14 protein-coding genes are annotated in these 19189 nt (G+C 59.8%); 5 read left to right on the forward strand and 9 right to left on the reverse strand.

Translation table 11 applies throughout. The annotated features are described in order from the left end of the window. Positions 1 to 20 precede the first annotated feature (20 nt). The 7 genes from cmk to mtnA all read right to left on the reverse strand — a co-directional run bounded on the left by cmk (position 21) and on the right by mtnA (position 10634). The gene (cmk, locus tag AC1D1M_RS07310) at positions 21 to 710 is read right to left on the reverse strand and encodes a (d)CMP kinase (RefSeq protein WP_007985391.1); all 690 of its coding nucleotides are present in this window, start codon (positions 708 to 710) and stop codon (positions 21 to 23) included. After that, positions 707 to 2914, reverse strand: a complete 2208-nt coding sequence (locus AC1D1M_RS07315; RefSeq protein ID WP_477775275.1) for a bifunctional prephenate dehydrogenase/3-phosphoshikimate 1-carboxyvinyltransferase — start codon at positions 2912 to 2914, stop codon at positions 707 to 709. Before AC1D1M_RS07315 ends, cmk begins: the two co-directional genes overlap by 4 nt. A 28-nt stretch (positions 2915 to 2942) precedes the next feature. Further along, positions 2943 to 4055: a histidinol-phosphate transaminase gene (hisC, locus tag AC1D1M_RS07320; protein ID WP_477775106.1), complete on the reverse strand. Its 1113-nt coding sequence runs from the start codon at positions 4053 to 4055 to the stop codon at positions 2943 to 2945. A 13-nt stretch (positions 4056 to 4068) separates the two neighbouring features. Continuing rightward, positions 4069 to 5163, reverse strand: coding sequence for a prephenate dehydratase (gene pheA / locus AC1D1M_RS07325; RefSeq protein ID WP_477775107.1), 1095 nt, complete (start codon positions 5161 to 5163; stop codon positions 4069 to 4071). Continuing rightward, a complete protein-coding gene (serC, locus tag AC1D1M_RS07330) occupies positions 5163 to 6248 on the reverse strand; it encodes a 3-phosphoserine/phosphohydroxythreonine transaminase (RefSeq protein WP_477775108.1) in 1086 nt (361 codons plus the stop codon). The genes pheA and serC overlap by 1 nt, the downstream gene beginning before the upstream one ends. 228 nt (positions 6249 to 6476) lie before the next feature. Beyond that, complete coding sequence (gene gyrA, locus AC1D1M_RS07335; RefSeq protein ID WP_477775109.1) at positions 6477 to 9131, reverse strand: DNA gyrase subunit A; 2655 nt, start codon at positions 9129 to 9131, stop codon at positions 6477 to 6479. Between the two features lie 426 nt (positions 9132 to 9557). Continuing rightward, complete coding sequence (gene mtnA / locus AC1D1M_RS07340) at positions 9558 to 10634, reverse strand: S-methyl-5-thioribose-1-phosphate isomerase (RefSeq protein ID WP_477775110.1); 1077 nt, start codon at positions 10632 to 10634, stop codon at positions 9558 to 9560. A gap of 108 nt (positions 10635 to 10742) precedes the next feature. On the opposite strand from mtnA, the gene AC1D1M_RS07345 reads away from it, so the two are divergent. From AC1D1M_RS07345 to AC1D1M_RS07365, 5 genes are all read left to right on the forward strand, one after another. Beyond that, on the forward strand, positions 10743 to 12077 hold the full coding sequence (locus tag AC1D1M_RS07345; protein ID WP_477775111.1) for a TRZ/ATZ family hydrolase: 1335 nt from the start codon (positions 10743 to 10745) through the stop codon (positions 12075 to 12077). Positions 12078 to 12135: 58 nt separating this feature from the next. Continuing rightward, complete coding sequence (gene ubiG, locus AC1D1M_RS07350) at positions 12136 to 12834, forward strand: bifunctional 2-polyprenyl-6-hydroxyphenol methylase/3-demethylubiquinol 3-O-methyltransferase UbiG (protein WP_008017781.1); 699 nt, start codon at positions 12136 to 12138, stop codon at positions 12832 to 12834. Positions 12835 to 12838: 4 nt separating this feature from the next. Beyond that, entirely contained in the window at positions 12839 to 13510 is a 672-nt protein-coding gene (mupP, locus tag AC1D1M_RS07355; protein WP_108229830.1) for an N-acetylmuramic acid 6-phosphate phosphatase MupP, read from the forward strand. Positions 13511 to 13621: 111 nt separating this feature from the next. Continuing rightward, the gene (locus tag AC1D1M_RS07360; RefSeq protein WP_477775112.1) at positions 13622 to 14362 is read left to right on the forward strand and encodes a YciK family oxidoreductase; all 741 of its coding nucleotides are present in this window, start codon (positions 13622 to 13624) and stop codon (positions 14360 to 14362) included. Between the two features lie 376 nt (positions 14363 to 14738). Next, complete coding sequence (locus tag AC1D1M_RS07365; protein ID WP_477775113.1) at positions 14739 to 15665, forward strand: GGDEF domain-containing protein; 927 nt, start codon at positions 14739 to 14741, stop codon at positions 15663 to 15665. Between the two features lie 136 nt (positions 15666 to 15801). On the opposite strand, the gene AC1D1M_RS07370 is transcribed toward AC1D1M_RS07365, so the two are convergent. Together AC1D1M_RS07370 and AC1D1M_RS07375 are read right to left on the reverse strand one after the other, a co-directional pair. Next, entirely contained in the window at positions 15802 to 16563 is a 762-nt protein-coding gene (locus AC1D1M_RS07370; RefSeq protein WP_477775114.1) for a TenA family transcriptional regulator, read from the reverse strand. Positions 16564 to 16639: 76 nt separating this feature from the next. Then, the gene (locus tag AC1D1M_RS07375) at positions 16640 to 19099 is read right to left on the reverse strand and encodes an EAL domain-containing protein (RefSeq protein ID WP_477775115.1); all 2460 of its coding nucleotides are present in this window, start codon (positions 19097 to 19099) and stop codon (positions 16640 to 16642) included. Positions 19100 to 19189: the final 90 nt, after the last annotated feature.

The raw sequence follows: 19189 nt of genomic DNA on the forward strand, positions 1-19189 counted from the left end.
GTCCCCTGCGGCCTTCTTGGTCACCCGGCGATATCGCGAATGGCGATCTCGCTCATGATGCGTTCCAGCACCTGGTCGATGGATAATTCCGTGGAATCCAGCTGTATGGCGTCAGCCGCCGGTTTGAGCGGGGCTACCGCTCGCTGGGTGTCACGCTCATCGCGCGCACGTATCTCATCTAGCAGACTCGACAGACTAACACCCTCGACTTTGCCCTTCAACTGCAAATATCGACGGCGTGCCCGCTCCTCGGCGCTGGCGGTCAGAAAAATCTTCAGTGGCGCGTCAGGAAAAACCACTGTGCCCATGTCGCGACCATCCGCCACAAGGCCTGGCGCCTCCTGAAAAGCACGCTGGCGCTGCAGCAGCGCCTCGCGTACAGCCGGCAGCGCAGCCACCTGGGAAGCGCCGGAACCGACGCTTTCGGTGCGAATGACATCGCTGACTTCATCACCTTCCAGAATGATGCGTTGCAACTGACCGTCCGTCGCCGCGATGAACTGTACATCCAGATGAGCGGCGAGTTTCTTCAGCAGCTCTTCATTGGTCAGGTCGACACCGTGGTTATGCGCGGCGAAAGCCAGCAATCGGTACAACGCACCGGAATCCAGCAGGTTCCAGCCCAGGCGCTTGGCCAGTATCCCGGCTACCGTACCCTTGCCCGAACCGCTTGGCCCATCAATGGTGATGACCGGTGCAATGTTGATCACGACTGTGCCTCTTGTGCCACACGAATGCCGACCTGTGCGCACAGCGCCAGGAAATTCGGGAACGACGTCGCGACGTTGGCGCAATCATGAATGCGGATCGGCGCACTGGCGCGCAGCGAAGCAACGCTGAACGCCATGGCGATGCGGTGATCACCATGACCGTGCACTTCACCGCCGCCGATCTGGCCGCCGTCGATGATGATGCCATCCGGGGTTGGCTCGCACTTGACGCCCAGCGCCAGCAAACCATCAGCCATGACCTGGATGCGATCCGATTCCTTGACCCGCAGCTCTTCGGCGCCAGTCAGTACAGTGCGCCCCTCGGCACAGGCCGCTGCCACGAACAGCACCGGGAATTCGTCGATGGCCAATGGAACCAGCGCCTCGGGAATCTCGATACCTTTGAGTTTAGCTGCACGTACGCGCAAGTCTGCTACCGGCTCGCCACCCACTTCACGCTGCTTTTCCAGGGTGATGTCGGCGCCCATCAGGCGCAGGATGTCGATCACACCGGTACGGGTCGGGTTGATGCCGACGTGTTCCAGCACCAGCTCCGAACCCTCGGCGATCGATGCCGCCACCAGGAAGAACGCCGAGGACGAGATATCACCCGGGACTTCAATGTGGGTCGCGGTCAGCTTGTTGCCGGACTCGACCGATGCGGTCGCACCGTTGACCGTTACCGGGTAGCCGAAGCCACGGAGCATGCGCTCGGTATGGTCGCGGGTCGGAGCAGGCTCGGTAACCGTGGTCTTGCCTTCTGCATACAGACCGGCCAACAGCAGGCAGGATTTAACCTGGGCACTGGCCATCGGCATGGTGTAGGTCAGGCCCTTGAGCTTATGGCCACCACGAATGGTCATCGGCGGACGACCTTCAGCGGCGGTTTCGATCACCGCGCCCATTTCACGCAGCGGATTGGCCACGCGATTCATCGGGCGCTTGGACAGCGAAGCGTCGCCGGTCAGGGTGCTGTCGAAGTTCTGCGCGGCCAACAGGCCGGACAGCAGACGCATCGACGTACCCGAGTTGCCCAGATAGATCGGGCCCGGTGCCGGCTTCAGACCATGCAGGCCGACGCCGTGAATGGTCACGCGACCGTGGTGCGGACCTTCAATGACCACGCCCATGTCACGGAATGCCTGCAAGGTCGCCAGGGCATCTTCGCCCTCGAGGAAGCCTTCGACTTCGGTGACGCCTTCGGCCAGGGAGCCAAGCATGATCGAACGGTGGGAAATCGATTTGTCACCCGGTACGCGAATCCGACCGGACAGGCGGCCACCAGGTTGAGCCAGGAAAATCAGATCGTTGGAATTCATAGCGTCCACATAGGCCCTGCGGGCCAGGATTTTACTGAAATGCTCGCGGGCAACCCGGGCGCGAGTGAAAACGCCCAATAATTGGTGCCCATCCCCTGCATCGACCGCGTCGCGCAAGGCGTCGAGATCGCTGCGAAATGTATCGAGTGTGCGCAGGACAGCTTCGCGGTTGGCGAGGAAGATGTCGTGCCACATGACCGGGTCGCTACCGGCGATTCTTGTGAAATCGCGGAAACCGCCCGCAGCGTAACGGAAGATCTCAAGATTTTCATTGCGCTTGGCCAGTGAGTCGACCAAACCGAACGCCAGCAAGTGCGGCAGATGACTGGTCGCCGCCAATACTTCGTCGTGACGTTCGACCTGCATGTGCTCGACATCGGCGCCCAGTTCGCGCCACAAACGGTCGACTACTGCCAAGGCTGCCGGATCGGTCTGATCCAGCGGAGTCAGGATCACTTTGTGGCGACGGAACAGCTCGGCGTTAGAGGCTTCCACCCCGCTCTGCTCCGAACCGGCAATCGGGTGCCCCGGCACGAAGCATGACGGCATCCTGCCAAATGCTTCGGTGGCCGCACGCACCACATTGCCCTTGGCACTACCGACATCGGTCAGGATCGCTTGCCCCAGATCCATGCCGGCCAGACGCGCGAGCACTTTCTCCATGGCCAGGATCGGCACCGCCAGCTGAATGACGTCCGCGCCCTGACAAGCAACGCTCAGGTCTTCCTCGCAGCGATCCACCACACCCAACTCGACTGCAAGTTTGCGCGATTGTGGATCGAGATCGACCCCGACCACTTCACGGCAAATACCGCTTTCACGCAAACCCTTGGCAAACGAACCGCCAATCAACCCAAGACCGACCACCACCAGGCGACCGATCATAGGTTCAGCAGATTGCAGCGCAGTGACATCAACCACGAGCCAGAACCTTGGTCAGCGCTTCAAGGAAGCGACTGTTCTCTGCCGGCAGACCTATGGTGATGCGCAGGTGATTCGGCATGCCGTAATTGGCCACCGGACGCACGATCACGCCTTCACGAAGCAAGCCCTGGAACACCGGGGCCGCGACTTGACCGAGATCGACGCAGATGAAATTGCCTTTGGACGGAATCCAGCTCAGCCCCAGCTCACGGAAACCGGCTTCCAGCTGCTGCATGCCGGACTCATTCAACTGACGGCTTTGCGCCAGATATTCTTCATCCTTCAACGCCGCACAAGCAGCGGCCAGGGCCAGGCTGTTGACATTGAACGGCTGGCGTACACGGTTCAGCACGTCCGCGACCACCGCCGTGGACAAACCATAACCCACGCGCAACGCCGCCAGGCCATAGGCCTTGGAGAAGGTGCGGGAAACCAGCAGGTTCGGATAAGCCGCCAGGAAATCCAGGCCATCCGGCAGATCGCTGCCTTCGGCGTACTCGATGTAAGCCTCGTCCAGTACGACCAGCACATGCTCCGGAACATCCTGCAGGAATTCGTCCAGTGCCTCGGCGTCGAACCAGGTCCCGGTCGGGTTGTTCGGGTTGGCGATGAACACCACGCGAGTGTTGGCATCGATCGCCGCCAGCATGGCAGGCAGGTCATGCCCCCAATCCTTGGCCGGAACCACCTTGGCCTGCGCACCGACCGCCTGAGTGGCAATCGGATAGACAGCGAACGCATGCTCGCTGAACACGGCATTCAGTCCCGGCGCCAGATAAGCACGCGCGACCAGTTCAAGAATGTCGTTGGAGCCATTACCCAGCGTCACTTGATTCAGCTCGACACGGCACTGCTCGGCCAGCAGAGTCTTGAGCGCAAAACCGTTGCCGTCCGGATAGCGGGTCAGCTCGGCCAGCGCATCGCGGATGGCCGCCAGTGCCTTGGGACCGGGGCCCAGCGGGTTTTCGTTGCTCGCCAGCTTGACGATGCTGGCTGGATCGAGGTCCAGCTCACGCGCCAGTTCGTCCACGGGCTTGCCCGGAACGTAAGGCGAAAGTTGTTGCACGCCCGGCTGTGCCAGAGCGAGGAAATTGCCACTCATTTGCTACCGCCCCTTAGAGAACTGCTTTCGGGTAGGAACCCAGCACCTTGAGTGCCACTGCTTCCTGACTGATCTTTTCCAGCACACCTTTGACCAGCGGGTCGCGGTGGTGGCCGACGAAGTCGATGAAGAACACGTAGGTCCATTTACCGCTGCGCGACGGACGGGTCTCGATTCGCGTCAGGTCGATGCCATTGTCGTGGAACGGCACCAGCAACTCGTGAAGTGCGCCCGGCTTGTTGCTCATCGAAACGATGATCGAGGTCTTGTCGTCGCCAGTCGGCGGCACTTCCTGGTTGCCGATCATGAGGAAGCGCGTGGAGTTGTCCGGGCGGTCCTCGATTTTCTCGGCCAATCGGGTCAAGCCGTACAGGCCGGCCGCCATGTCTCCGGCAATCGCCGCCGAGTTCCACTCACCCTTGACCCGCTTGGCCGCTTCCGCGTTGCTGGACACCGCCACGCGCTCGACATTCGGGTAATGGGCGTCCAGCCACTTGCGGCACTGGGCCAGGGACTGGGCGTGGGAGTAGATGCGGCTGATGCTGTCGGTCTTGGTATTATCACCGACCAACAGGTGATGGTGGATACGCAGCTCGACTTCGCCGCAGATCACCATGTCATGTTCGAGGAAGCTGTCGAGGGTGTGGTTGACCGCGCCTTCGGTGGAGTTTTCCACCGGCACCACGCCAAAATTCACCGCACCGGCCGCCACTTCACGGAACACTTCGTCGATAGCCGCCATCGGCTTGCTGATTACCGCGTGGCCGAAGTGCTTCATGGCCGCCGCCTGGGTGAAGGTGCCTTCAGGGCCGAGATAAGCCACTTTCAGCGGCTGCTCGAGCGCCAGGCACGAAGACATGATTTCGCGGAACAACCGCGCCATCTCCTCGTTACCCAGCGGCCCCTGGTTACGCTCCATGACACGCTTGAGCACCTGAGCTTCGCGCTCAGGACGATAGAACACCGGCACTTCGCCTTCGGCCAGCGAGGCCATCTTTACTCGCGCGACTTCCTGGGCGCAGCGCGCACGCTCACTGATCAGCTCCAGGACCTTTTCGTCCAGGGCATCAATGCGCAGGCGCAGTGCCTTGAGTTCTTGCTCAGACATTAGCCGTGTTCCTTCTCGAACTCTGCCATGTACGAAATCAGCGCATTGACGGCGTTGATGTCGACGGCGTTATAGATGGAGGCGCGCATGCCACCCACGGAACGGTGGCCCTTGAGGTTCAACAGGCCACGCTCGTCGGCACCGGCCAGGAACGGCTTGTCCAGACGATCATCAGCCAGGCGGAACGGCACGTTCATCCACGAGCGGTCCGACTTGTTGATCGGGTTGCTGTACAGGCCGCTGGCATCGATGAAGCTGTACAGCGTGCGCTGCTTGACTTCGTTGAGCTTGCCGATGGCCTCGACGCCGCCCTGCTCTTTCAGCCACTCGAACACCAGGCCGGACAAGTACCAGGCCAGGGTCGGCGGGGTGTTGTACATCGAACCGTTATCGGCCGCGACCTTGTAGTTGAGCATGGTCGGGCAAATGGAGCGCGCATGACCCAGCAGGTCTTCGCGAACGATGTTGACCACGATGCCGCTCGGGCCGATGTTTTTCTGCGCGCCGGCGTAGATCATACCGAAGCGCGAAACATCCACCGGGCGCGACAGGATGTCCGAGGACATGTCGGCGACCAGCGGAACATCGCCGGTTTCCGGAATCCATTGGAATTCCAGGCCGCCGATGGTTTCGTTCGGCGCGTAGTGAACGTAGGCCGCGTCTTTCGACAGCTTCCATTCGTTCTGGCCTGGAATGGCGAAATAGTCGTAAGGCTTGGCGGTGCCGGCAACATTGACATGGCCGTAGCGCGAAGCTTCTTCGATGGCTTTCTGCGACCAGATACCGGTGTCGATATAGTCGGCCGAGCCGTTTTCCGGCAACAGGTTCAGAGGAATCTGAGCAAATTGCTGGCTGGCGCCACCTTGCAGAAACAGCACTTTATAGTTCGAGGGGATATTCAGCAGATCACGCAGATCCTGCTCGGCCTTGGTGGCAATGGACACGAACTCATCACTGCGATGGCTCATTTCCATGACCGACAGACCCTTGCCGTGCCAGTCGAGGAGTTCACCCTGGGCGCGCTGCAGGACAGCTTCGGGAAGCGCCGCAGGACCGGCACAGAAGTTATAGGCTCTCTTGCTCACATCCAATCTCGCTCTGATTTGGTGGTATCACGCAATAAATCGGTCGACCCATGACCCTGTAGGAGCGAGCTTGCTCGCGAAAAACCCGAGAACACAAGGGTGCACCAGACACCCTGCGTTATCGTTGACGACCATCGCGAGCAAGCTCGCGCCTACAGGAGGTATCGATTTTTTCAACAGGGACAAACAACAAGGGGGCGAATTTTCATCCGCCCCCCATTTACCCGCTTATTCCTGTGGTTCTTCGTCAGCGGCAGCGTCGAGTTGCTGGTCTTCGGCAACGTCGTCGATCACAACTTCGCCGACAAACCCTTCACCCTCTTCACCTTCCAGCTCTTCACCTTCGACTTCCGACGGCTCCTGAACCCGCTCCAGCCCGACCAGTGTTTCATCGTTGGCCAGCTTGATCAGGGTCACGCCCTGGGTGTTACGCCCCAGGCTGGACACTTCGTCGACACGGGTGCGTACCAGGGTGCCCTGGTCGGAAATCAGCATGATTTCCTCGCCGTCGAGCACCTGGACTGCACCGACCAGACGGCCGTTACGGTCGTTGCTGACCATGGCGATAACGCCCTGACCGCCACGTTTGTACTCAGGGAACTCGGTGATCGCCGTGCGCTTGCCGAAACCACGGGCCGAAGCGGTCAGGATCTGGCTGCCTTCTTCCGGGATCAGCATGGAAATCAGCTTCTGGCCTTCCGGTAGACGCATGCCGCGGACACCGCGAGCGGTACGGCCCATGGCGCGAACGTCGGTTTCCTTGAAGCGAGTGACCTTGCCGCCGTCGGAGAACAGCATGACTTCGCGCTCGCCATCGGTAATGGCGGCAGAGATCAGTACGTCACCTTCGTCCAGCTCCAGCGCGATCAGACCGACGCTGCGTTGACGGCTGAAGGATTCCAGCGGGGTCTTCTTCACGGTGCCTTTAGCAGTGGCCATGAAGATGAAGTGACCTTCGGTGTATTCCTCGACCGGCAGCATGGTGGTGATGTATTCATCACTGTCCAGCGGCAGCAGGTTGACCAACGGACGACCACGGGCAGCGCGGGACGCTTCCGGGATTTCGTAGGTTTTCAGCCAGTACACTTTGCCTTTGCTGGAGAACAGCAGCAGCGTGGTGTGGCTGTTGGCGACCAGCAGGTGAGCGATGTAGTCCTCATCCTTGACGCCGGTTGCCGACTTGCCTTTACCGCCACGACGCTGAGCCTGGTACGCAGCCAGCGGCTGGGTCTTGGCGTAACCACCGTGGGAAATGGTCACGACGCGCTCTTCTTCCGGGATCATGTCACCCAGGGTCAGGTCGAGACGGGCATCGAGGATCTCGGTGCGACGTACGTCGCCGTATTCGGCGCGAATCACTTCCAGCTCTTCGCGGATCACTTCCATCAGGCGCGTGGCGCTGTTGAGGATGCGGATCAGCTCGCCGATCTGGTTGAGGATCTCTTGATACTCGGCCAGCAGTTTTTCGTGCTCCAGACCGGTCAGGCGGTGCAGACGCAGTTCCAGAATGGCTTGCGCCTGTTCCGGCGACAGGAAGTACTTGCCGTCGCGCAGACCGTATTGCGGATCGAGGTTTTCCGGACGGCAGGAATCGGCACCGGCACGCTCCACCATCGCCACCACGGCCGAGGACTCCCAAGGGGTGCTGATCAGCGCTTCCTTGGCTTCCGACGGCGTTGGCGAGGCTTTGATCAGGGCAATGACCGGGTCGATGTTCGACAGGGCAACCGCTTGACCTTCAAGGATGTGACCACGCTCACGCGCCTTGCGCAGTTCGAACACGGTACGGCGAGTGACGACTTCGCGACGGTGACGAACGAAGGCTTCCAGCAGGTCCTTGAGGTTGAGGATCCGCGGACGGCCGTCGATCAGCGCAACGATGTTGATACCGAACACCGCTTGCAGCTGGGTCTGGGCGTAGAGGTTGTTGAGGATCACCTCAGGCACTTCGCCACGACGCAGCTCGATCACGACGCGCATACCGTCCTTGTCGGACTCGTCGCGCAACTCGGTGATGCCTTCGAGCTTCTTCTCCTTGACCAGCTCGGCGATCTTCTCGATCAGACGCGCCTTGTTCAGCTGGTAAGGGAGTTCGGTGATGACGATCTGCTGACGGCCACCGACCTTGTCGATGTCTTCGATCATCGAGCGGGCGCGCATGTAAATGCGTCCGCGACCGGTGCGGTAGGCTTCGATGATGCCGGCGCGACCGTTGATGATCGCGGCGGTCGGGAAGTCCGGACCGGGGATGTATTGCATCAGTTCATCGACGGTCAGCTCGGGGTTGTCGATGAGCGCCAGGCAACCGTCGATGACTTCACCGAGGTTGTGCGGCGGAATGTTGGTCGCCATGCCCACGGCGATACCGCTGGAGCCGTTGACCAACAGGTTGGGAATACGGGTCGGCATGACCGCCGGGATCATTTCGGTGCCGTCGTAGTTCGGCACCCAGTCCACGGTTTCCTTGTGCAGGTCAGCCAGCAGCTCGTGCGCCAGCTTGGTCATGCGCACTTCGGTGTATCGCATGGCCGCGGCATTGTCGCCGTCCACCGAACCGAAGTTGCCCTGGCCGTCTACCAGCAGGTAGCGCAGGGAGAATGGCTGCGCCATCCGAACGATGGTGTCGTACACCGCGGTATCACCGTGCGGGTGATACTTACCGATCACGTCACCGACAACACGGGCAGATTTCTTGTACGGCTTGTTGAAGTCGTTGCCCAGCTCGCTCATCGCGAACAGCACGCGCCGGTGCACGGGCTTCAAGCCATCGCGCGCATCCGGCAGTGCCCGCCCGACAATTACGCTCATCGCGTAGTCGAGGTAGGACTGCTTCAGCTCGTCTTCGATATTGACCGGGAGGATTTCTTTGGCCAGTTCGCCCATGAGAAGCCTGATTCCTTTTTCTGGTGAAACTTCGTCACATCCATATGGGACGAACGAAGCTCGCCGATACAGGCTGAGTGCCATGCACCGACTTACGACAAATCAACGAGTTATGCCATGGATCTGCGCAGTACGGGTCGCCACTTCGGGCAACCCTGGAAACCGCGGGATGTTATCACAAGAGCCGCCACGCACCTATCCCCCAGATGCGCATGGAGAGTAGTTAAGTTGACCGGTGACAGGCTTGAAGGGGACCAGAGGGGCTTAGAGCTGTATTGAAAGGCGAATTCGGGCTGATTAGGGCAGCTTCATTGGCCTTTAGGGTCTCATCGCGAGCAAGCTCGCTCCCACAGGTTTCGCGTACGCCACCGAACTATGTGGGAGCGAGCTTGCTCGCGATGGCTATCTTTCAGACGCCAGAAACTATTAGTGCAGGCGCTTGCGGCACATCAACTGCGCCATCTTCGCCGCATCCGGGCGCTCGACGATGCCTTTTTCGGTGACGATCGCATCGATCAGATCTGCCGGCGTCACGTCGAACACCGGGTTGAAAGCATCGACGTCAGCCCCGACGCGCTTGCCACCGACCTCCAGCAACTCGCGACCATCACGCTCCTCAATCGGAATGTCATCGCCGCTGGCCAGGTTCATGTCAATGGTCGAACTCGGTGCCACCACCATGAAGCGCACGCCGTGATGCATGGCGTTGACGGCCAGTTGATAGGTGCCGATCTTGTTGGCCACGTCGCCATTGGCGGTGATCCGGTCAGCGCCGACGATGACCCAGGTAGGGCCTTTGGTCTTCATGATATGCGCCGCGGCGGAATCGACATTGAGGGTCACGGGAATGCCTTCATTGGCCAGTTCCCACGCGGTCAGCCGTGACCCCTGCAGCCATGGGCGGGTTTCGTCGACATATACCCGCTCGACCATACCCTCGATGAATGCACCACGAATCACTCCCAGCGCGGTGCCGAAACCGCCCGTGGCCAGCGCGCCGGTGTTGCAGTGGGTGAGGATCGCCTGGGCGTTGCCCTGATGCTTGCGGATCAGGTCCACACCCAGCTGGGCCATGGTCAGGTTGGCTTCGCGATCACTTTCATGAATGGCGATGGCCTCGGCCTCCAACACCGCCAGCGGATCGGCATTGTCCTTCAGGCGATCAAGCCGGTCGTGCATGCGGCCCAGCGCCCAGAACAGGTTGACGGCGGTAGGACGGGAGTCGGCCAACAGCATGAAGTCCTCTTCCAGTGCAGCGTACCAGTCACCACCTTCGGCAATCCGGGCACGAGCTGCCAGTACAATGCCATAAGCCGCACTGATACCAATCGCCGGCGCACCGCGCACCACCATCGAGCGAATGGCCTCGGCCACGCCAGCGGCGCTGGTGTAGGCAATCCAGGTTTCCTCGAACGGCAAAATGCGCTGATCCAGCAGATGGAGAGCGCCATCACGCCAATCGATGGCCTTTACTTTTTCCGCAGCCAACAGTCGATCGCGCATCCCTCACCCCGCACTCATGAACAAAAGCCGCCGATTATAGCGATCCCCCCGCGAAGACGCTCGGGTATACTTCGCCATCCTTTACAAAAGCACTGGAACCGACCCTCGATGCCGAACACTGCCGTTGCGCTCGACCTGTTATTGCTGCCGACCTGGCTGGTACCCGTCGAACCTGCTGGTGTTGTCCTCAAAGAACATGGCGTAGGCATCCGTGATGGACGCATCGTGTTTATCGGCCCACGTTCCGCCGCGCTGAAGCTTAACGCAACCGAAACCCGCGAATTGCCCGACATGCTGCTCAGCCCCGGCCTGATCAATGCCCACGGGCACGCGGCGATGACACTGTTCCGTGGCCTGGCCGATGACCTGCCATTGATGACCTGGCTGGAAAACCACATCTGGCCCGCCGAAGCCAAGTGGGTCGATGAAGATTTCGTGCGCGACGGCACCGACCTTGCCATCGCCGAGCAAATCAAAGGTGGCATCACCTGTTTCTCTGACATGTACTTCTTCCCGAAGGTTGCCAGCGAGCGCGTGCACAACAGCGGCATTCGCGCGCAGATCGCGATTCCGATCCTCGACTTCCCGATTCCGGGGGCCGCCACGGCGGACGAAGCCATTCGTCAGGGCATCGAATTGTTTGGCGATCTCAAGCACCACGAACGCATCAAAATCGCCTTCGGCCCCCATGCCCCCTACACCGTAGGCGACGAAAACCTGGAAAAAATCCGGGTGATTGCCGAGGAACTGGACGCCTCGATCCACATGCACGTGCATGAAACCGCCTTCGAAGTGCAGCAATCGGTCGAGCAGCGCGGTGAACGACCGCTGGCCCGACTGGCGCGCCTGGGTTTGCTGGGGCCACGCTTCCAGGCGGTTCACATGACTCAGATCAGCGAGGAAGACCTGGCACTGCTGGTAGAAAGTAACAGCAATGTGATTCATTGCCCGGAGTCGAACCTGAAGCTGGCCAGTGGGTTCTGCCCGGTCGAGCGTTTGTGGCAGGCCGGGGTCAATGTCGCGGTCGGCACCGATGGCGCGGCGAGCAACAATGATCTGGACCTGCTCGGCGAAACCCGCACCGCGGCCCTGCTGGCCAAGGCTGTCGCTGGCTCGGCCACCGCGCTGGATGCCCATCGTGCCTTGCGCATGGCCACCCTCAACGGCGCCCGGGCACTGGGTATCGAGGCCGACGTCGGCTCACTGGAAATCGGCAAAGCGGCGGACATGGTGGCATTCGACCTCTCCGGCCTGGCCCAACAACCGGTCTACGATCCGGTTTCGCAGCTTATATACGCCACCGGCCGGGACTGCGTGAAACACCTTTGGGTTGCCGGCAAGCAACTGCTCGACGACCGTCGCCTGACACGCTTGGATGAACAACAGCTTGGCACTGTCGCAAGGGCCTGGGGCCAGCGCATCAGTGGCCGTACCGAATCGTAAGCACCCTGGAACGCATTCCGGGGCAACAGGATTTTTCAAGTTTTAGAGGACTTAAACCATGAGCAACGTCGACTACGCCGAAATCGCCAAATTCGAGGCCCTGGCCCATCGCTGGTGGGACCGCGAAAGCGAGTTCAAACCACTGCACGACATCAACCCGCTGCGGGTCAACTGGATTGACGAGCGGGTCAATCTGGCCGGTAAAAAGGTCCTCGACGTCGGTTGCGGCGGCGGCATCCTCAGCGAAGCGATGGCTCAACGCGGCGCCACCGTGATGGGCATCGACATGGGCGAAGCGCCGCTGGCAGTTGCCCAGTTGCATCAGTTGGAGTCAGGCGTCAACGTCGAATACCGGCAGATCACCGCCGAAGCCCTGGCCGAAGAAATGCCTGAGCAGTTCGACGTGGTCACCTGCCTGGAAATGCTCGAACACGTGCCGGACCCGTCGTCGGTCATCCGCGCCTGCTTCCGCATGGTCAAGCCCGGTGGCCAGGTGTTCTTCTCCACCATCAACCGCAACCCGAAGGCGTACCTGTTCGCCATCGTCGGTGCCGAATACATCATGAAGCTGCTGCCGCGCGGCACCCACGACTTCAAGAAATTCATCCGCCCTTCCGAACTAGGCGCCTGGAGCCGCATGGCCGGCCTGACCGTCAAGGACATCATCGGCCTGACCTATAACCCGCTGACCAAGCACTACAAGCTGGCCTCCGACGTGGACGTCAACTACATGATCCAGACCCTGCGCGAGGAGTAAGCCGATGCCTATCAGAGCAGTTCTTTTCGACATGGACGGCACCCTGCTCGACACCGCGCCGGACTTCATTGCGATCTGTCAGGCGATGCGTGCCGACCGTGGTTTGCCACCAATGAACGACAAGCACATCCGCGACGAGATTTCCGGCGGCGCCCGGGCAATGGTCGCTGTGACCTTCGCCATGGACCCGGAATCGCCGGGGTTCGAGGCGTTGCGCCTGGAGTTCCTGGAGCGCTACCTCGTCGGTTGCGCCGTTCACAGCAAGCTGTTCGACGGTATGGCTGAATTGCTCGCCGACATCGAAAAAGCCAACCTGATCTGGGGCGTGGTCACCAACAAGCCACTGCGATTCGCCGAACCGATCATGCAACAGCTGGGGCTGGCCGAGCGTTCGGCGCTGCTGATCTGCCCGGATCACGTGAAGAACAGCAAACCCGATCCTGAGCCGCTGATCCTGGCCTGCAAGATGCTCGACCTGGACCCGGCCAGCGTGCTGTTCGTCGGCGATGACCTGCGTGATATCGAGTCGGGCCGCGATGCCGGCACCAAGACTGCCGCCGTGACCTTCGGCTATATCCACCCGGATGACAACCCGCGGCATTGGGGTGCGGACGTGGTGGTCGATCATCCGCTGGAGTTACGCAAGGTGCTCGATAGCGCGCTTTGCAGCTGCTGATTAAAGTCAAGAGATCGCAGCCTGCGGCAGCTCCTACAGGGGACCGCGATCGACGTAGGAGCTGCCGCAGGCTGCGATCTTTTCCAGTTTTGTAATGGATTGAGGTTTTTTATGTTTGATTATTCCGCCCGCCCCGAACTGCTCAAGGATCGGGTCATTCTGGTCACCGGCGCAGGACGCGGCATCGGCGCTGCTGCGGCAAAAACCTACGCGGCCCACGGTGCAACCGTACTGCTGCTGGGCAAGACCGAAGCCAACCTGACCCAGGTCTACGACGAAATCGAAGCCGCCGGCCATGCACAACCGGCGGTCATCCCGTTCAACCTCGAAACCGCCCTGCCCCATCAATACGATGAGCTGGCCGCCATGATCGAGAGCGAGTTCGGGCATCTCGACGGCCTGCTGCACAATGCTTCGATCATCGGCCCGCGCACGCCGATCGAACAGCTCTCCGGCGAAAACTTCATGCGGGTCATGCAAGTCAACGTCAATGCCATGTTCATGCTCACCAGCACACTGTTGCCGCTGCTCAAGCTGTCGCAGGATGCCTCGGTGGTGTTCACTTCCAGCAGCGTCGGCCGCAAGGGACGTGCGTATTGGGGCGCTTACGGCGTCTCCAAATTCGCCACTGAAGGCCTGATGCAAACCCTGGCTGACGAAGTCGATACCGTGGCCCCGGTGCGCTCCAACAGCATCAATCCGGGCGCTACCCGCACCAGCATGCGCGCCCAGGCTTACCCGGGTGAAAATCCACTGAACAACCCGACGCCCGAGGAGATCATGCCGGTCTACCTTTACCTGATGGGCCCGGACAGTACCGGTATCAATGGTCAGTCGTTCAACGCCCAGTAACGACCGTGCGTCGCTTTTTGGTGCCGCGCCGGCTTCCCGTCGCGGCACTTGAAGGCTCTCGAATTCAGGCCAGGCACCTGTCAAACAAATGTCACACGCCGCGCTCTGCAGGTGGCAGATAAACAACAACCAATTGATTTAAAACAAATTTTATTCGGATGAACCGAATGGCACGACTTTCGCTCTAAGTTTGCTCAGACACGCAACGTGAAAGCAGACGGGGTGAAGCATGAGTGCAGAAGTTACTCATCTTTTACAAAGCGGATTAAACTTGTACGAAATGTCCTACGGGACTGACGGACCAGTACGACGCGCAGCCCTAAGCCGCTCTCACCCTGCTTGTAAGACAGCCTTACTGCTTAGGGGCGCACGCCTTATGAAACCACCTTCCCAGACCAACGCAATTGACTTCGATAGCGCCAAATTGCAGCGCCTGGGCTTTGGTCAGCAGCCACCCCTTCTGGAAAGGCCCGTCAGCCTTGCGCAATTGCGCCAGCAACTGAGCCTGCAGCTGCAAACCAGTCTGGAGCCGCAACGCATTCTTGGGACGTTCTATCGCGAGATTCAGCGATTGGTGCCGTTGGACGCCTTGTGCTACCAGCACAAGAGCAGTGACTTGCGTCTGGAGTTCGGCCAGCGCGGCCACCATTCCATCAGTTACAGCCTCAGCCACGAAGGCGAACACCTGGGTGAACTGATTTTCCGCCGCAATCAGCGTTTCAGCGAACAGGAACAGGGCAATCTCGAATCACTGCTGGCCGCGCTGCTTTTCCCGATGCGCAACGCGTTGCTTTACCGTACCGCCACCCAAAGCGCACTGCGCGACCCGCTGACCGGCACCGGCAACCGCATCGCCATGGACCAGACACTGCAAAGGGAAATCGAGCTATCCCGGCGCCATCTGCAACCGTTGTCGGTGCTGATGCTGGACATCGATCATTTCAAGCAAGTCAATGATACCCATGGCCACAGCACAGGCGATGACGTGCTCAAGGCGGTCGCTGCCTCGATCAAAAACCAGCTGCGCAATGTGGACATGGTGTTTCGCTATGGCGGTGAAGAGTTCCTGATCCTGCTGTCGAACACCAGCCGCGAGGCCGCGGCCATGGTCGGTGAACGACTGCGGTTCGCGGTGCAGTCGCAAGAGTACCTGGCCGATAGTCATATGATCGTGCTGACAGTCAGCCTCGGCTGTTCGACCCTGTTGCCCGGCGAATCTGCCGAAAGCCTGTTGCGACGAGCAGACAGCGCGTTGTATGTGGCCAAGCGCGAAGGTCGTAACCGACTGGAGATGGCGGGCTGAGTCATCAACCGCGACACAAGACAGTGTGGGAGCGAGCCTGCTCGCGATGACCTGCTTACATTCAACACTTCTGGTGAATGTTAAGGCGCTATCGCGAGCAGGCCCGCTCCCACAGTTGTTTCAAGCAGACGTTGAATCAGCCTTCGGCCAGTGCCATCCGCTCACGCACGACCGGTGCCCGCTCTACGTGCTCCATTTGCATGCAACGTTCGAGAAACAGGTACATGTAGTCGTAACTCTTGCAAACAGCCTGGCGTAACTCCACCTGCAGGGATTTGCTCGGGTTGGTGCCCGCCAATGTGCAGATAATTTCCAGGGCTTCCCATGGATGGGCATCGTCGTACTGGGCATGCATCTTCAGCCACTTCATCGCCCGCTTGCGATCTTCCTCGGGGAACGAGGCGGCGTAGATACCGTTGGAACAAACTACCGCCGACCATTCCCCGGTCGCCCCTTCGATGGCGTAGTTGGTAGCGGCAATCGCAACGATCAGCGAGTCGGCTGAACTGGCGTGCCAGCACCAATGGCTCAAGGCGTGAAGCTCCGGTGCAACCTGCTGTGCCTGCAGGTCTTCCAGGCTGACACCGTGCGCGCGGCTCCAGTGCACCCAGTAGTCGGCGTGGTTCAATTCGACGCGGATATTGCGCATCAGCCAGCGACGAGCCATGTCTTCGCCGGGATGACGGGCAAAGCGTGTCTTGGTGAGGTTTTGTGCCATATACAACGCGAACTGTTCGACCACCGGCCAGCCACCGATCAGGTATTGGCGCATGGTCTTCGCACTGAGCTTGTTGTCTCGCATGCGTTGGTACAGTTCGTGTTCGACAACCCGGCGCTTGCTCTCGCTGCAATCCCGGATCAGGCGCTGGGCCCAGGCAGGATAACTTGCAGCTTCCATGAGCGGTCCGGTTCGGTTGAATGTGTCGATCACTGTCGAGCTCCTTTTGATTGTGATTGTAAGACCGGCAGGAGTTTCAACGGAACGTGCCAGGAGCCTTGAACAACAGCGGCTGAGGCCTGGCAGGACGACTTAGCAAGCTATCGCTGGTAAACAGATGCGGGCGTTCAATCACATACCCTTGAGCGTAATCTACCCCGATCTCCAGCAATGCCTGCTCGATCTGAGGCGTTTCGACAAACTCGGCAATCGTGCGCTTACCCATGACATGGCCGATGTGATTGATCACTTCGACCATGGCCCGGTTAATCGGGTCGTCCAGCATATCCTTTACGAAACTCCCATCGATCTTCAGGAAGTCTACAGGCAAATGTTTCAGGTACGCGAATGAGGACATTCCGGCACAAAAGTCATCCAGTGAAAAATGGCATCCTAAGCCTTTGAGTTCATTAATGAATCGAATGGCGCTGCCAAGATTTGAAATGGCACTGGTCTCAGTAATTTCAAAACAAATCATTTCAGGCGGAATCGAATACGTCACAAACTGTTCGCGCAAGAAGTCGAGGAACGCCTCATCCCCGATCGTCGTGCCTGACAGATTGATCGCACACATGGCCAGCGGCCCGTGGCCTTGCTCGGCCCGGCATTGGGCAATGATCTTGAACACGTTCTGCACAACCCAACGATCAAGTGAGCTCATCAGCCCATAACGCTCGGCAGCCGGAATGAAGCTATCGGGCAAGATCATCCGCCCGGCTTCATCATGCAATCGCAGCAGGATCTCAATGTGCCCGCCGTCCTGATCGATATGGCCCAAGGGGGCAATTTCCTGGGCGTACAGGCAGAAGCGGTCCTCCTCCAGCGCCATGTGCAAACGCTGCACCCAGGCCATTTCGCCGAAGCGCAGGGACAGTTCCGAGTCATCCGGATGATAGACCTGAACCCGGTTGCGGCCCTTTTCCTTGGCCATGTAGCAAGCCATGTCGGCAGCACGCAGCGAGGCTTCAAGCGTCGTCGGATTCTGCGCGACATGGACCAGCCCGATACTGACAGTGGTCACGAAAGGCCGGCCCTTCCAGACAAAATGCAGGTTCTGCACAGTCTGACGCAGGCTCTCGGCAATTTTCTCCGCCGCTTCCGGTGCGCAGTTTTCCAGCAGAATGCCGAACTCGTCGCCGCCAAGGCGCGCCAGGGTATCGCCTTCGCGCAACCCGGATTGCAACAAGGCACAGATATGCCGCAACAGTTCATCGCCCGCCGCGTGACCGCAGGTATCGTTCACCAGCTTGAACTGATCCAGATCGAGGAACATCAGGGCATGGCGACCCGAATAGCGAGTCAGGTTGTGCAGCGCCTGTTCCAGGCGATATTCGAATTCGCGGCGGTTGGCAAGGCCGGTCAAGGCGTCGTGGGTGGCCTGCCACGACAGATTGGCGATGTATTGCCGCTCCTGGGTCATGTCATGCAGCACCAGCACCGTCCCGCTGACTTTGCCGGCATTGCGGATCGGCGCGCCCACTAGCGTGACCGACACCGTGCTGCCGTCCAGGCGTTGAATCAGCTTGGAGTGCTCACTGCCGCCACTGAGTTGGCCGCTGAGAATATGCTCGATCAGGGTGAAACCATCGGTTTGGGCGTTTTCATCCAACAGGTTGAACAGCGCCGCCAGCGGCAACCCCGTCGCCTGCTCGGCCTTCCAGTGGGTCAACGCCTCGGCCGCCGGATTCATGTAGGCAATCGCACCGGAAACATCCGTGGTGATCACTCCGTCGCCAATCGATTGCAGGGTGATCTGCGCCCGTTCTTTCTCCAGTTGCAGCGCATCGGCGAAGGCATGGCGCTGCTTGAGCAGTTTATGGGTGCGCATCAAGGCCAATGCAATCAGGCCCAGGGCGGTGGCCAGATTCGTCACCAGCAACAAACGCAGAATCACCCGCGAACCTTCACCCAGGGCATCGCTGAACGCTTTCGCCGCCGGCGTCACACCGTCGTTGATGGCGAAAATCTGCTCCTTCCAGCGCTTGATGTCGGGCTCTGAGACGTGATTGGCGGTGATGTGTTGGTGCATCTGCCGTGCAACGTCATCGAGTTGATCCAGATACGAGTCACCTACCGTCCATAGGTCAATGGCCTTTTCGAGATAACTGAAGTGCCGGAAGTTGAGGTACAACCAGATCAGGCTGGAGACATCGTCCGGGTGGTTGCCGCCTTTGAGGATCGCCACTCGCGCAGCTTCGATATTCGGTGGCTGATGATCCAGCGCCACCCGCAACTCATGGCCACCTTGAGGTACGGCGATAGCGTTCTGATATTTGACAAAGATCGTCTCGTCGCGGCTGTCGGCGTAGAGATTGAGGTAGTAGATGGCGTCTTTCTGGCCCTTGGACCACAAGCTTTCGCCGGCAACATAGCCACGGACCGCCGACAGCACATAAAGACTAACGCCACCCAGCAAGGCCTGAAATAACACAACGGCGATGAATGGCCAGACAATGCCCAACAACCGTGGCGTTCCGAGAGTCCGCGTTTGATTCATGTGGTCCCTTGCATTATTACCGCCTGCTCGTCTTCCGGACGAAATCGCTATAGCTAGACTAGGGGGCGTTCGTGATCCCGGCAAGTAAGA

The sequence above is a fragment of the Pseudomonas sp. P1_F7 genome (assembly GCF_056405655.1).

Coding starts and splice junctions, on each gene's coding strand:
- pheA (WP_477775107.1), bottom strand. CDS start 5,163: ATGTCTGAGCAAGAACTCAAGGCACTGCGCCTGCGCATTGATGCCCTG.
- AC1D1M_RS07375 (WP_477775115.1), bottom strand. CDS start 19,099: ATGAATCAAACGCGGACTCTCGGAACGCCACGGTTGTTGGGCATTGTC.
- hisC (WP_477775106.1), bottom strand. CDS start 4,055: ATGAGTGGCAATTTCCTCGCTCTGGCACAGCCGGGCGTGCAACAACTT.
- AC1D1M_RS07345 (WP_477775111.1), top strand. CDS start 10,743: ATGCCGAACACTGCCGTTGCGCTCGACCTGTTATTGCTGCCGACCTGG.
- AC1D1M_RS07315 (WP_477775275.1), bottom strand. CDS start 2,914: ATGATCGGTCGCCTGGTGGTGGTCGGTCTTGGGTTGATTGGCGGTTCG.
- mupP (WP_108229830.1), top strand. CDS start 12,839: ATGCCTATCAGAGCAGTTCTTTTCGACATGGACGGCACCCTGCTCGAC.
- AC1D1M_RS07365 (WP_477775113.1), top strand. CDS start 14,739: ATGAAACCACCTTCCCAGACCAACGCAATTGACTTCGATAGCGCCAAA.
- mtnA (WP_477775110.1), bottom strand. CDS start 10,634: ATGCGCGATCGACTGTTGGCTGCGGAAAAAGTAAAGGCCATCGATTGG.
- gyrA (WP_477775109.1), bottom strand. CDS start 9,131: ATGGGCGAACTGGCCAAAGAAATCCTCCCGGTCAATATCGAAGACGAG.
- AC1D1M_RS07360 (WP_477775112.1), top strand. CDS start 13,622: ATGTTTGATTATTCCGCCCGCCCCGAACTGCTCAAGGATCGGGTCATT.
- ubiG (WP_008017781.1), top strand. CDS start 12,136: ATGAGCAACGTCGACTACGCCGAAATCGCCAAATTCGAGGCCCTGGCC.
- AC1D1M_RS07370 (WP_477775114.1), bottom strand. CDS start 16,563: ATGGAAGCTGCAAGTTATCCTGCCTGGGCCCAGCGCCTGATCCGGGAT.